Here is a 13,719-nt window from a genome sequence, read left to right as displayed (position 1 = left end):
TCCCGAACCGCCGACGAGGACCCGTCATGCAACCAGCCTTCCTGCGCCGCCACCTCGGCGCCGCCTGCCTGATGCTCGCCGCTGGCCTGGCCAGCGCCGCCCACGCCGACACCGGCAACGTACAACGCGCCATCGACTGGGCCCAGGGCCAGGCCTCCGTCCGCCACCCGGCCAGCGACGAACGCTCGCCTCTGGTCATCGCCCACCGTGGCGCCAGCGGTTACGTACCGGAACACACCCTGGGCGCCTACGCCCTGGCGGTGATGATGGGCGCCGACTACGTCGAGCCGGACCTGGTGATGACCCGCGACGGCAAGCTGGTCGCCCGCCACGACAACGAGCTGGGCCTGACCACCGATGTCGCCCAGCACCCGGAATTCGCCGACCGCAAGCGCACGCAGAAAGTCGACGGAGTGGAACTCACCGGCTGGTTCAGCGAAGACTTCACCCTCGCCGAACTGAAGACGCTGCGCGCCATCGAGCGCATCCCCACGATCCGCCCGGGCAATGCGCGCCTGGACGGCACCTTCGAGATCCCCACCCTGCAGGAGATCATCGACCTGGTGAAAAGCCTGCAAATCAGCCAGCAACGCACCATCGGCCTGTACCCCGAGATCAAGCACGGCACCCACTTCCAGCGCCTCGGCCTGGCCATGGAACGCCCGCTGGTGAAGACCCTGCACCGCAACGGCTACCTCGGTCCGCGCGCGCCGGTATTCATCCAGTCCTTCGAGGTGAACAACCTGAAGGAACTCAAGCGCCTCACCGGCATCCGCCTGGTCCAGCTCTACGGCAGCGGCCAGCCCTACGACCAGCAGGCCAGCGGCGGCAGCCTGACCTACGCCGAGATGGCCACCGCCAAGGGCCTGCGCCAGGTGGCGCGCTACGCCTACGGGGTCGGTCCGGACAAGAGCTACGTGATTCCTCGCGATGCCAACGGCAACCTCGGCCAGCCGACCCGCTTCGTCGGCGACGCCCACGCCGCCGGGCTGAAGGTGCATCCCTACACCTTCCGCGCGGAAAACAGCTTCCTTCCGGCGGAGTTCCGCAGCGCCGACGGCAACCCACAGTCGCGCGGCGACCTGGCCGGCGAGATCAGGGCCTACCTCGACGCCGGCATCGACGGCCTGTTCAGCGACCAGCCGGACGTCGCCGTGCGCCTGCGCGAGCAGCGCTGACGCAGCCCGACCGGCGCTCGTACGCGGGCGCCGGCCTCATGGACACTCGATGTAGCCGTCGAAGGGCTGTGCCTTGCCCTTCTCCAGCGCCTGCCGCCTGATGTTCCGGCAGATCCGCCGATCGCGCTCGTGCATGGCGTCGATCGACGGGTTGCCAGTGGGTTCCACGCCCTTGTGGTCCTTGACGCCAAAGGTCACCAAGGGCTGCTCCGGCTCCACCCGGAAGCGCGACGGCGTTTCCTTCTCCTCCTTGCGCGACGGCGGATCCGCCGCCAGGGTCGGCAACTGGTCGGCCTGCACGCCATAGCGTTGCAGCAAGGAGCCATCGGGCAACTCGTCGGCCAGCGCGCCCGCCATCCCCAGCAACAGCGCCAGGGGGTATCGGCGTACTACCTTCATCTCAGTGTTCCTCTCGCTACCGGCGCCGAACGCTTTCGCCACGGCGCCAGTCAAAATCCCACACCCCGCCGCCAGCCGGCTGGCAAGCCAGCATGAGCCGCCGGGGCGCTTTTTGCTATGTTTGGCGCTGATCAGACGCCGTTGGCCGGGCACGATTCACGCTCGGCAGGGAAATCGACACAGGAGGTGACTTGAGTCACACGACGCATCCCGGCCTCGACGCCCTCTGGCTGACCGAGGCCGTTCGCCTGCGCGAGGAACAGGCCGGTCCGCTGGAAGACAGCGAGGCGCTTCGCCAGGCGCTGGCCCAGGGCGGTTCCCTGCCGCGCCGTATTCTCACCCGCGCCCACTGGCTGGGCCGCCGCGAGGGCCTGCTCGACGCCCAGCGGACCTGGCGCCAGGGTTCGCGGCTGGCGCTGGCCCTGCTGCTGGTGCTGGCCCTGGCCAGCGGCGCCGGACTGGCCTTCGCCGCGCTCGGCGATGGCCAGCGCCCGGTCAACGTGTTCTGGGCGCTGGCCAGCCTCCTCGGCCTGCACCTGCTGACCCTGCTCGGCTGGGCCCTCGGCCTGCTCGCCGGCGGCGAGGCCGCGGGCGCGCTCGGCCGGCTCTGGCTGTGGCTCAGCGGCAAGCTGGCGCGCGATGCCCGCGCCGCGCACCTGGCGCCGGCGCTATTGGTCCTGCTCGGCCGGCGCCGGCTGGCGCGCTGGGGCCTCGGCGCGCTGGTCCACGGGCTCTGGCTGCTCGGCCTGCTGACCGCGCTGGCCATGCTCCTCGGCCTGCTGGCGACCCGCCGCTACGGTTTCGTCTGGGAAACCACCATTCTCGGCAGCGATACCTTCATCGCCCTCACCCAGGCGCTCGGCGCCCTGCCGGCGTTGCTTGGCTTCCCGTTGCCGGACGCCGAACTGATCCGCGCCAGCGGCGACGCCGCCCTGGCCAGCGAAGCCGCGCGGCACGCCTGGGCCGGCTGGCTGGTAGGCGTACTGCTGGTCTATGGGGTCCTGCCGCGCGCGCTGCTCGGTCTGTTCTGCCTGTGGCGCTGGAAACGCGGCCTGGCCGACCTCGACCTGGACCTCGACGACCCAGGCTACAGCCTGCTGCGCGAACGCTTGATGCCGGCCAGCGAACGCCTCGGCGTCAGCGACGCGGCGCCGGACTGGCTACCGGAGCCGCAGGGCGGCCAGTCCGGCCAGGAAGCCGCCGGAGCGGTGCTGGTGGCGGTGGAGCTGGACGATCGCCGGCCCTGGCCGCCGAAGCTCGCCGAAGGCGTCGCCGACGCCGGCATCCTCGACGACGGCCAGCAGCGCCGTCGCCTGCTCGAACAACTGACCCGCTACCCGCCGGCGCGCCTGGCCATCGCCTGCGACCCGCGTCGCTCGCCGGACCGCGGCACCCTGGCGCTGCTCGGCGAACTCGCCCGCTGCGCCGCCAGCACCCGCATCTGGCTGCTCCAGGCTCCGCCCGGCGAAGCGCTCGACAGCGACCGCCTGGGCGACTGGCACACCGCCCTGGAGCGCCTGCAACTGCCGCACGGCGAGACCTCGCCGCTGGCCTGGCTGGAGACCGGCCATGACTGAGCCGCTGATCCTGGCCGTGGTCGGCCACACCAATACCGGCAAGACCTCGCTGCTGCGCACCCTGACCCGCGACCGCGGATTCGGCGAAGTCTCCCATCGCCCCAGCACCACCCGCCACGTCGAGGGCGCCAGGCTGTCGGTGGACGGCGAAGCGCTGCTGGAACTCTACGACACGCCCGGCCTGGAAGACGCCATCGCCCTGCTCGACTACCTGGACGCCCTGGAGCGCCCCGGCGAGCGTCTCGATGGCCCGGAACGCATGGCGCGGTTGCTGGACAGCAACGAAGCGCGCGGGCGTTTCGAACAGGAAGCCAAGGTGGTCCGCCAGTTGCTCGCCTCCGACGCCGGGCTCTACGTGATCGACGCCCGCGAACCGGTGCTGGCCAAGTATCGCGACGAACTGGCGGTGCTCGTCGGCTGCGGCCGGCCGCTGCTGCCGGTGCTGAACTTCGTCGCCAGCCCGCAGCATCGCGAGGAGGAGTGGCGCGCCGCCCTCGCTCGCCTGGGCCTGCACGCCCTGGTGCGTTTCGACAGCGTGGCGCCGCCGCTGGACGGCGAACGGCGCCTCTACGAGAGCCTGGCGCTGCTGCTGGAGCGCGCCCGGCCGCAACTCGACCGGCTGATCGCCGACCATGAGACCCAGGCCGCCGCGCGCCTGCGCGCCGGGCAACGGCTGATCGCCGAATTGCTGGTCGACGTCGCCGCCTGCCGGCGCCTGGTGCCCGGCGGCGAAAGCGCCGTGCAGGAAGCCACCCGCGACCTGCACCAGCAGGTGCGCAAGCGCGAGCAGGCCTGCGTGGAAGCGCTGCTGCGGCTCTACGCCTTCGCCAGGGACGACGCCCGCGCCGCCGACCTGCCGCTGCTCGACGGCCGCTGGGGCGACGATCTGTTCAATCCGGAGACCCTGCGCCAACTCGGTATCCGCCTCGGCGGCGGGGTTGCGGCCGGTGCCGCGGCCGGCGCCGGCATCGACCTGCTGGTGGGCGGCGTCACCCTTGGCGCCGCCGCCGCCCTCGGCGCCCTCGCTGGCGGCGCCTGGCAGACCGTCGGGCACTACGGTTCGCGCCTGCTCGGCAAGCTCAAGGGCGCCCGCGAGCTGACCGTCAACGACGCCGTGCTGCGCTTGCTTGCGCTGCGCCAACGGCAGCTCCTGGCAGCCCTGCAAACGCGCGGCCACGCGGCGATCGAGGCGATCCGCCTGGAGACCCCGGAGGACAAGCAGTGGCGCGAAGGCAAGCTGCCGGAAGCACTGCGCAAGGCGCGCGCGCATCCGGAGTGGTCGTCGCTGAACGGCAGGCGGGTGGGCGGCAGCGACCGCCAGGAACAGATCGACGCGCTGGCCGAATTGCTGGAGAGCGGACGCGGGGAATGACAGACTGGGCGACGATCGCCCAAGAGGTAGGCCCATGCCCTTCGTTTCCTACGCGCAGAACCTGGAAGACGTCCGACTCTGGCGAGCCCTGAAACTCTTCCCCAGGGGGTTCTACATCGACGTCGGCGCCAACCACCCGCGGATCGACTCGGTCACCCTGGCGTTCTACGAGCGCGGCTGGCGCGGCATCAACATCGAACCGCTGCCCCACCTGCACCGCGAGCTGGAGCGGGAACGGCCGGAAGACCTCAACCTGAACCTCGCCATTGGCGAGCGCGAAGGCCGCGCCACGCTCTACGAGATGGCCGCCTCGGGTCTCTCCACCCTGGACCCCGAGCTAGCCCGCCAGCGCCAGGCCGAGGGCTGCACGGCCACTCCGCGCGAAGTGAAGGTCAGCACCCTGGACGCGATCTGCGCGGCCCATGTCGAAGGGCCGATCCACTTCCTCAAGATCGACGTCGAAGGGCTGGAAGGCGCGGTGCTCCGCGGCCTCGACCTGAACCGCTGGCGCCCCTGGCTGATCCTCGCGGAAACCCCATTCGACCACGACCCCGAATGGAAAGCGCCGCTGCTCGCCGCGGGCTACCGTTTCGTCCACTTCGACGGCCTTAACGGCTATTACCTGGCGGAGGAACAGGCCCGCCTGGAAGGCGCCTTCGCGCTACCGCCGAACCTGCTGGACGACTTCCAGCTCTGCCATGGCCACGCCATGAGCCATCCGGTCGCACCGCTGGAGCAGGCCCTGGAGCAGGCGCTGCAACGCGCAGAAGATGCGGAGCGGGCTTTGCGGGACTGGCGCGCGCTTCCCTGGTACCGCCGCCTGTTCGGTTGAGCGGAGCCGACGGCTCCGCCGAAGGGTCAGACCGCGACCGGTGCCTTGATGTGCGGATGGGCCTCGTAGCCGACCAGCTCGAAGTCCTCGAAGCGGAAGTCGAACAGATCCTTCACCTCGGGATTCAGCTTCATGCTCGGCAACGGCAGCGGCTCGCGGGTCAACTGCAGGTCGGCCTGCTCCAGGTGGTTGGCGTACAGGTGGCAATCGCCGCCGGTCCAGATGAACTCGCCCGGCTGCAGGCCGGCGACCTGCGCCACCATCAGGGTCAGCAAGGCATAGCTAGCGATGTTGAAGGGTACGCCGAGGAAGATGTCCGCCGAACGCTGGTAGAGCTGGCAGCTGAGTTTGCCGTCGGCGACGTAGAACTGGAACAGCGCGTGGCAGGGCGGCAGGGCCATCTCGTCGATCAGCGCCGGGTTCCAGGCGGAGACGATCAGCCGGCGCGAGTCCGGATTCTTCTTCAGCATCGCCATCAGGTTGGCGATCTGGTCGATGTGGCGGCCGTCCGGCGCCGGCCAGGAGCGCCACTGGTAGCCATACACCGGGCCGAGGTCGCCGTTCTCGTCGGCCCACTCGTCCCAGATCGAGACGCCGTGCTCCTTGAGGTAGGCGATATTGGTGGAGCCCTTGAGGAACCACAGCAGCTCGTGGACGATCGACTTGAGATGGCACTTCTTGGTGGTCACGAGGGGGAAGCCCGCGGCCAGGTCGAAGCGCATCTGGTGGCCGAACACGCTATAGGTGCCGGTGCCGGTGCGGTCGCTCTTGAAGGTGCCGTGCTCGCGCACGTGGCGCATCAGGTCGAGGTACTGTTTCATCGGAGGCTCGGATCGATATCGGTGCGGCGCCGACGTGGCGGCTCCCACCGAGGGATGACAGAAGGATGGCCAAGTCTACGGCGACGGGGCCGGCATCGCCAGTTCGGCGCGACCGGCGCAAGCCATGCACGCCCTGGAGCGGAAAGCCGGCTGCCCGGAGCGGATGACGCCTGCGACGTTATCCGCCCCGGGCACGAAAAGCGGCTCAGGCCGCCTTCGGCTGCGCCGCGTCGCGGCGGTAGGCCCAGACCATCAGGGCAATGCCGGCCAGCACCATCGGTACGCAGAGCACCTGGCCCATGGTCAGCCAACCCCAGGCGAGGTAGCCGAGCTGGGCATCCGGCACGCGGACGAACTCGACGACGAAGCGGAAGATCCCGTAGCACAGCACGAACAGGCCGGAGACCGAGGCGGTCGGCCGTGGCTTGCGGGTGAACAGCCAGAGGATGACGAACAGCGCCACGCCTTCCAGGGCGAACTGGTACAGCTGCGAGGGATGCCGCGGCAGCGGGCCTCCGTTGGGGAAGACCATGGCCCAGGGCACGTCGCTGACCTTGCCCCACAGTTCCGAGTTGATGAAGTTGCCGATGCGCCCGGCGCCCAGGCCGATGGGCACCAGCGGGGCGATGAAGTCCATCAGCTGGAAGAAGCTCTTGCCATGGCGCTTGCCGAACCACCAGACCGCCAGCATCACGCCGAGCAGACCGCCATGGAAGGACATGCCGCCTTTCCAGACCTCGAAGATCAGCGTCGGGTTGGCGATGTACTCGTCCAGGTTGTAGAACAGCACGTAGCCCAGGCGGCCACCGAGGATCACGCCGCAGGCGACCCAGAAGACCAGGTCGGAAAGGCGCTCCTTGGTCCAGGTCGGGTCGAAGCGCTTCATCCGGCGCGACGCCAGCAGCCAGGCGCCGCCGATCCCGATCAGGTACATCAGCCCGTACCAGTGGATCTTCAGCGGGCCGACGGCCAGCGCAACCGGATCGATCTGGGGATACGTCAGCATCGATAACTCCTACGACAGAAAAGCGAGATCGGGGGTCAGGAAACTTATGCCCACGCTGAACAGCAGCAGGGCGAACAGTCGCTTGAGTACGCGCGGCGACAAACGATGCGCCAGGCGCGCGCCGAAGCGGGCGAACAGCATACTGGTGGCGGCGATGCCGACCAACGCCGGCAGATAGACGTAGCCCAGGCTCCACTCCGGCAACTGCGGGTTGTGCCAACCGACCGCGATGAACGACAGAGCGCCGGAAATGGCGATAGGAAGGCCGCAGGCCGAGGAAGTCGCCACCGCCTGCTGCATCGGCACGCTGCGCCAACTGAGGAAAGGCACGGTCAGCGAACCGCCGCCGATGCCGAAGATCGCCGAGGCCCAGCCGATCACCGCGCCGGCCAGGGTCAGGCCGCCCTTGCCGGGCACCTCGCGGCTACCCTTTGGCTTGAGATCGAGAACCATCTGCAAAGCGACCAGGATGGCGAACACCCCGATTATCTTCTGCAACAGCGGCCCCTTGATCTGCGCCGCGGTCAGCGCGCCGAGGGCACTGCCGATGAGGATGCCGAGGGTCATCCAGGCGAACACCGGCCAGCGCACCGCGCCGCGCCGATGGTGTTCGAGAATGGAATTGATCGAAGTGAAGACGATGGTCGCCAGGGAGGTGCCGACCGCCATCTGGGTCAGGACGTCGCCGCCGAAACCGTGCGCGGTGAAGCTGAAGACCAGCGCCGGGACGATGATCAGGCCGCCACCGACGCCGAACAGTCCGGCCAGCACGCCGGCACAGGCGCCCAGCACGATATAGAGGAGAAACTCCATGCACGCCCCCGTTGGAAAGCCGGCATGGTAACGGAATTGCGCGCCGCGCGGCAGGCGTCGTGCTTGAACGGCGATGGCGGATGCCTTTAGCCTGACGGCCAGCCCATCCCAAGGATCGCGCATGTGCCTGATCGTCTTCGCCTGGCAACCGGGGCACGCCCTGCCGCTGCTGGTCGCCGCCAACCGTGACGAGTTCTATGCCCGCCCGAGCCTGCCGCTGGCGGCCTGGGAGGACGCCGAGGGGGTATTCGCCGGACGCGACCTGGAGGCCGGCGGCACCTGGCTGGGGCTCGGCCCGGCCGGCCGTTTCGCCGCCCTGACCAACGTCCGCGATCCGTCGCAGGCTCTCGGCAAGCGCTCCCGTGGCGAACTGGTGGCGGACTTCCTGCGCGGCGGCGGCAACCCGGCCGACTACCTGGCGCAGGTCGCCGGGCGCGCTGCGGACTATTCCGGCTTCAACCTGCTCATTGGCGATCGCCATCAGCTCTGGCACTACAACCCCCGCGTAGGGCCACCGCGCCTGCTGCCGGCGGGGGTCTACGGGCTGTCCAACGCGGCCCTCGATACGCCCTGGCCGAAGCTGCTCAAGGCTCGCGCCGCCCTCGCCGAGCGGCTTGCCGAGCCGCATCCGCAGGCCCTGCTGGAGCTGCTGGCCGACGCAGCGCCGGCCGCCGACAGCCAGTTGCCGGATACCGGCGTGGGTCTGGCCACGGAACGTCTGCTCTCCAGCGTGTTCATCGCCAGCCCGAGCTACGGCACTCGCGCCAGCAGCGTCGTACGGGTACACGCCGACGGCACGCGGGAGATGATCGAGCGCAGCTTCGGGCCGTCCGGCGCCCGGCTCGGCGAGGTCAGCCTGGTGCTGCCGCCAGGCTGACCTTCAGCAACAGGCCACGCAATCGCGACGCTGCTTGGCCCGATAGAGGGCGTCGTCCACCCGGCACAGCAGCAGGTCGAGGGTCTCGCCATCGTTCAGCACGCCGACGCCGAAGCTGGCGGTCAACCGCTCGCCCATCTCGAAGGACTGCGAGCGAACCCGCTGGCGCAGGCGTTCGGCCAAGGCCGCCGCGGCCTCCAGGCCGGTTTCCGGAAGCAGCAGGATGAACTCCTCGCCGCCCCAGCGCGCCAGCACGTCGACCTCGCGCAGCTCGCTGGCGACCAGGCGGCCGAAGGCGACCAGCACGCGATCGCCGGTGGAGTGGCCGAACAGGTCGTTGATCCGCTTGAAGTGATCGACATCGATCATCACCAGTGCCGTCGCGCGTCCATGGCGCTGCCGGCGCATCCATTCATGGTGCAGGCACTGCTCGAACTTGCGCCGGTTGTACAGCTCGGTGAGCGGATCGATTTCGCTCAGGCGCTGGGCCTCGGCCATCTTCGAGGCCAGCGCCTGGTTGACCCGGTGCAGCGCCTCGGTGCGCTCGGCCACCAAGTCCTCGAGACGCCGGTTCCAGTCGAACAGTTCCTCGTTGCGCTGCTGCAACTCCAGCTCGACCAGCTTGCGCTGATGGATCTCGTGGTGCGCACCGATCATCCGCCGTGGCTCGCCGCGCTCGTCGAACTCGACGAAACGCCCGCGATCGCTGATCCACAGGTAATCCCCGCTGTAGGTGCGGCAGCGGTATTCCTCGCAGTATTCCGGGCTTTCGCCGTCGAGGTAGGCCTGGAAGCTGGCCATCACCCGCGGATAGTCCTCGGGATGGATGATGTTCTTCCAGGTCTCCACGCTCTCCGGCAGGCTATGCGGCGGATAGCCGAGCATCAGGTACCAGCCGGCGCTGCGGCTGACCTGGTTGGTCGCGATGTTCCAGTCCCAGATCCCGTCGCTGACGATCTCCAGGGCATATCGCAGGGTTTTCTCAAGGTCTTCGCGTGACAGCGGAAGAAGACCTGGCGGCTTCGACGCCCGTTCGTCCATTTTGCGGCAATCCCTCGCACGTTCGACTGGCCAGTGGCCTCTACCGAATGGCAGGCAGTCTATACGCTTGCGGGGAAAGCGTAAGCGCCGCACGACGAAGCGTCCGGCGCGCGGGAAATCAGGGCTGGACGGTAGCCGCCGGGTTGATCACGCGACCCAGGCCGAGGTTGCGCAACGCCAGGTGCAGCGAGCTGTGGATGACCTGCGGGTTGTCGAAGGTGAGCAACTGGCCGAGCAGGTCCCGGGCCTTGTCCAGGGTGATCTGGCGCAGCAGCCACTTCACCTTGGGCAGGTTGGTGGCGTTCATCGACAGGCTGTCGAAGCCCATCGCCATCAGCAGCACGGCAGCCGCGGGATCGCCGGCCATCTCGCCGCAGATGCTCACCGGCTTGCCTTCCAGGTGGGCATCGTCGACCACCTTCTTCAACGCATGCAGCACGGCCGGATGCAGGTAGTCGTAGAGGTCGGCGACCCGCGGATTGTTGCGGTCGACCGCCAGCAGGTACTGGGTCAGGTCGTTCGAACCGACCGAAAGGAAGTCGACCTGGCGGGCCAGCTCGCGGGTCTGGTACACGGCGGCGGGAATCTCGACCATCATGCCGATAGGCGGCATGGCGATGTCCACGCCCTCGTCGCGCACCTCGCCCCAGGCGCGGTGGATCAGGTGCAGGGCCTCTTCCAGCTCGTGGGTGCCGGAGATCATCGGCAGCAGGATGCGCAGGTTGTCCAGTCCTTCGCTGGCCTTGAGCATGGCGCGGGTCTGGACCAGGAAGATCTCCGGGTGGTCGAGGGTGACGCGGATGCCGCGCCAGCCGAGGAACGGGTTGTCTTCCTTGATCGGGAAGTAGGACAGCGCCTTGTCGCCGCCGATATCCAGGGTGCGCATGGTCACCGGCAGCGGGTGGAAGGCACTGAGCTGCTCGCGGTAGATCGCCAGCTGTTCCTTCTCGCTGGGGAAGCGGTCGTTGATCATGAACGGCACTTCGGTGCGGTACAGGCCCACGCCCTCGGCGCCACGCTCCTGGGCGCGGGCGACATCGGCGAGCAGGCCGGTGTTGACCCAGAGCGGCATGCGGTGGCCGTCGAGGGTCTCGCAGGGCAGCTCGCGCAGGGCCGCCAGGCCCTTGCTCAGCTCGCGCTCCTCGGCGACCACGTCGCTGTACTGGCGCACCAGCTCGGCGGAGGGGTTGGTGTAGACCTCGCCGTGGTAGCCATCGACGATCAGGTCGATACCGTCGACCTTGGAGTACGGCAGGTCGACCGCCCCCATCACCGTGGGGATGCCCATGGCACGGGCGAGGATCGCCACGTGCGAGTTGCCCGAGCCGAGCACCGAGACCAGGCCGACCAGGCGCCCTTCCGGCACCTCGCCGAGCATCGCCGGCGACAGCTCCTCGCTGACGATGATGGTCTGCTCCGGGTAAGTCAGGTTCTGCTTGCGTTCTTCCTGGAGGTAGGCGAGCAGGCGGCGACCGATGTCCTTGACGTCGGAGGCGCGCTCGCGGAGATAGGCGTCGTCCATCAGCTCGAAGCGCTGCACGTGCTCCATCACCACCTGGCGCAGGGCGCCCTGGGCCCACTGGCCGGTACGGATGATGCGCTTGACCTCGTTGCCGATGGAGGCATCGTCGAGCATCATCAGGTAGACGTCGAACAGCGCGCGTTCTTCCTTGCGCAACTGGCTGGCGAGCTTGCTCGACAGCGCGCGCATGTCGGCGCGAACGCCCTCCAGGGCCTGCTTGAACAGGGCAATCTCGGCGTCGATGTCGTCGACCTGCTTGTCCGGCACCACTTCCAGGTCGGCCGGCGGCAACACCACCACCGCCTTGCCCACCCCGACCCCGGGGGCGCCGGGCACGCCGACGAACTTGGCTTCCTGGATGCCCTTGCCGAGCTTGCCCAGGCCGCGGATCGAACCGGTCGCCTCGGCATGCGCGATGACCCCGGCGAGCTGAGCGCTCATGGTGACGAGGAAGGCCTCCTCGCCTTCGTCGAACTGGCGGCGCTCCTTCTGCTGCACCACCAGCACCCCCATCACCCGCCGATGGTGGATGATCGGCGCGCCGAGGAACGACGCGTAGCGCTCCTCGCCGGTCTCGGCGAAATAGCGGTAGCGCGGGTGGGCGGCGGCGTTCTCCAGGTTGAGCGGCTCCTCGCGGGTGCCGACCAGGCCGACCAGGCCTTCGCTGGGGGCCATGCTGACCTTGCCGATGGAACGCTTGTTGAGGCCTTCGGTGGCCATCAGGACGAAACGCTGGGTCTCGGTGTCGAGCAGGTACACCGAGCAGACCTGGGTACCCATGGCTTCCTTGACCCGCTGCACGATGATGCCCAGCGCCGCCTTCAGATCCTTGGCGGAGTTCACTTCCTGGACGATCTTGCGCAGCGTGTTGAGCATGCTCGGGGCCTTGTCTCCGTGTTCAGTCCCGCGCCAGAAGGCGCGGGGCCAGTTCCTTCAGGGCGCGGCGGTAGACCTCGCGCTTGAAGGTCACCACCTGTCCCAGGGGGTACCAGTAACTCACCCAGCGCCAGCCGTCGAACTCGGGCTTGCTGGTGATATCCATGCGCACGCGCGCCTCGTCGGACATCAGCCGCAGCAGGAACCATTTCTGCTTCTGGCCGATGCACAGCGGCTGGCTGTGGGTCCGCACCAGGCGCTGCGGCAAACGGTAGCGCAGCCAGCCGCGGGTGCAGGCCAGGATGCGCACGTCCCCGGCCTCCAGCCCGACTTCTTCGTTCAATTCGCGATACAGCGCCTCTTCCGGCGTTTCGCGATCATTGATGCCTCCCTGCGGGAACTGCCAGGCTTCCTGATTGATACGCCGCGCCCACAGCACCTGCCCCGCCTCGTTGGCGAGAATGATGCCGACATTCGGGCGAAAACCATCGGAATCGATCACGCTGGGACATCCTCGAAATCGCATGTGCCCGCATTGTTCCATAAAGCTTGTGATAGCGGCAACGCGCGGCTTTGCGACTCGTGCGGGGAGGATACAGGGCCGGCAAAAGCCGGTAGGCTAGGGGTTTTCCCAAGGCCCGGTGGGAGCCTTCGCAAAAGGCTCTCGCGGCCCTCCCGCCACCCGCCAACCGATGGAGTCACCCCGTGCGTCTGGCCCTTTTCGATCTCGACAACACCCTGCTCGCCGGCGACAGCGACCATAGCTGGGGCGAATGGCTGTGCCAGCGCGGCCTGGTCGACGCCGCCGAATACCAGGCGCGCAACGACGCCTTCTATGCCGACTACGTGGCTGGCAAGCTCGACGTCCTTGCCTACCAGGCCTTCACCCAGGCGATCCTCGGTCGCACCGAGATGGCCCAGCTGGAAACCTGGCACCGCCAATTCATGCAGGAAGTGATCGAGCCGATCGTGCTGGCCAAGGGCGAGGCGCTGCTCGCCGAGCACCGCGCCGCCGGCGACCGGCTGGTGATCATCACCGCCACCAACCGCTTCGTCACCGGCCCGATCGCCGAACGACTCGGGGTGGAGACCCTGATTGCCACCGAGTGCGAGATGCGCGACGGCCGCTACACCGGGCAGACCTTCGACGTGCCCTGCTTCCAGGGCGGCAAGGTGGTTCGCCTGCAACGCTGGCTCGACGAGAACGGCCTGAACCTGGAAGGCGCCAGCTTCTATAGCGACTCGCTGAACGACCTGCCGCTGCTGGAGAAGGTCAGCCGGCCGGTGGCCGTCGACCCCGATCCGCGCCTGCGCGCCGAGGCGGAAAAACGCGGCTGGCCGATCATTTCCCTGCGTTGACCCACTGACAAGTGCGCCGTCCGACGGGCGGCGCCACGGCGGACCC

13 protein-coding genes are annotated in these 13,719 nt (G+C 68.5%); 6 read left to right on the top strand and 7 right to left on the bottom strand.

Going from position 1 to position 13,719, the window contains the following annotated elements; all coding sequences use genetic code 11:
• Positions 1–26: 26 nt before the first annotated feature.
• Positions 27–1,178 carry a glycerophosphodiester phosphodiesterase gene (locus LT948_RS12015; RefSeq protein WP_003117884.1) on the top strand — a complete coding sequence of 384 codons (1,152 nt, stop codon included), beginning with the start codon at positions 27–29 and terminating at the stop codon, positions 1,176–1,178.
• Positions 1,179–1,214: 36 nt separating this feature from the next.
• On the opposite strand, the gene LT948_RS12010 is transcribed toward LT948_RS12015, so the two are convergent.
• Positions 1,215–1,577, bottom strand: a complete 363-nt coding sequence (locus LT948_RS12010; protein ID WP_003084423.1) for a hypothetical protein — start codon at positions 1,575–1,577, stop codon at positions 1,215–1,217.
• Between the two features lie 191 nt (positions 1,578–1,768).
• On the opposite strand from LT948_RS12010, the gene LT948_RS12005 reads away from it, so the two are divergent.
• Genes LT948_RS12005 through LT948_RS11995 form a run of 3 tightly spaced genes read left to right on the top strand, consistent with a single transcriptional unit; the run spans position 1,769 to position 5,358 of the window.
• Positions 1,769–3,154 carry a DUF2868 domain-containing protein gene (locus LT948_RS12005; RefSeq protein WP_031693600.1) on the top strand — a complete coding sequence of 462 codons (1,386 nt, stop codon included), beginning with the start codon at positions 1,769–1,771 and terminating at the stop codon, positions 3,152–3,154.
• Positions 3,147–4,526: a GTPase/DUF3482 domain-containing protein gene (locus LT948_RS12000; protein ID WP_073657366.1), complete on the top strand. Its 1,380-nt coding sequence runs from the start codon at positions 3,147–3,149 to the stop codon at positions 4,524–4,526. The genes LT948_RS12005 and LT948_RS12000 overlap by 8 nt, the downstream gene beginning before the upstream one ends.
• Positions 4,527–4,560: 34 nt before the next feature.
• Positions 4,561–5,358: an FkbM family methyltransferase gene (locus LT948_RS11995; RefSeq protein WP_003112965.1), complete on the top strand. Its 798-nt coding sequence runs from the start codon at positions 4,561–4,563 to the stop codon at positions 5,356–5,358.
• A gap of 26 nt (positions 5,359–5,384) precedes the next feature.
• On the opposite strand, the gene LT948_RS11990 is transcribed toward LT948_RS11995, so the two are convergent.
• The 3 genes from LT948_RS11990 to LT948_RS11980 all read right to left on the bottom strand — a co-directional run bounded on the left by LT948_RS11990 (position 5,385) and on the right by LT948_RS11980 (position 7,998).
• Entirely contained in the window at positions 5,385–6,179 is a 795-nt protein-coding gene (locus tag LT948_RS11990) for a thymidylate synthase (protein ID WP_003110588.1), read from the bottom strand.
• Between the two features lie 205 nt (positions 6,180–6,384).
• Positions 6,385–7,185, bottom strand: coding sequence for a prolipoprotein diacylglyceryl transferase (lgt, locus tag LT948_RS11985; RefSeq protein ID WP_003084409.1), 801 nt, complete (start codon positions 7,183–7,185; stop codon positions 6,385–6,387).
• Positions 7,186–7,194: 9 nt separating this feature from the next.
• On the bottom strand, positions 7,195–7,998 hold the full coding sequence (locus tag LT948_RS11980; protein ID WP_003110587.1) for a sulfite exporter TauE/SafE family protein: 804 nt from the start codon (positions 7,996–7,998) through the stop codon (positions 7,195–7,197).
• Between the two features lie 121 nt (positions 7,999–8,119).
• Between LT948_RS11980 and LT948_RS11975 the strand changes: the two genes are divergently transcribed.
• The gene (locus LT948_RS11975; RefSeq protein WP_003084407.1) at positions 8,120–8,875 is read left to right on the top strand and encodes an NRDE family protein; all 756 of its coding nucleotides are present in this window, start codon (positions 8,120–8,122) and stop codon (positions 8,873–8,875) included.
• A 3-nt stretch (positions 8,876–8,878) separates the two neighbouring features.
• On the opposite strand, the gene LT948_RS11970 is transcribed toward LT948_RS11975, so the two are convergent.
• From LT948_RS11970 to LT948_RS11960, 3 genes are all read right to left on the bottom strand, one after another.
• Complete coding sequence (locus LT948_RS11970) at positions 8,879–9,916, bottom strand: sensor domain-containing diguanylate cyclase (RefSeq protein ID WP_003084406.1); 1,038 nt, start codon at positions 9,914–9,916, stop codon at positions 8,879–8,881.
• A gap of 118 nt (positions 9,917–10,034) precedes the next feature.
• Positions 10,035–12,314 (bottom strand): phosphoenolpyruvate--protein phosphotransferase, encoded by a 2,280-nt coding sequence (ptsP, locus tag LT948_RS11965; RefSeq protein ID WP_003084404.1) that lies wholly within the window; start codon positions 12,312–12,314, stop codon positions 10,035–10,037.
• A gap of 22 nt (positions 12,315–12,336) precedes the next feature.
• Positions 12,337–12,816 (bottom strand): RNA pyrophosphohydrolase, encoded by a 480-nt coding sequence (locus LT948_RS11960; RefSeq protein ID WP_003084400.1) that lies wholly within the window; start codon positions 12,814–12,816, stop codon positions 12,337–12,339.
• Between the two features lie 203 nt (positions 12,817–13,019).
• On the opposite strand from LT948_RS11960, the gene LT948_RS11955 reads away from it, so the two are divergent.
• Positions 13,020–13,673: an HAD family hydrolase gene (locus LT948_RS11955; RefSeq protein ID WP_003084397.1), complete on the top strand. Its 654-nt coding sequence runs from the start codon at positions 13,020–13,022 to the stop codon at positions 13,671–13,673.
• Positions 13,674–13,719: the final 46 nt, after the last annotated feature.

It is taken from the genome of Pseudomonas sp. CP-1, assembly GCF_021213715.1.
GTDB lineage: Bacteria > Pseudomonadota > Gammaproteobacteria > Pseudomonadales > Pseudomonadaceae > Pseudomonas > Pseudomonas aeruginosa.
Note: the sequence above shows the minus strand (reverse complement) of the source record. Positions and strands in the feature narration are given on the sequence as shown.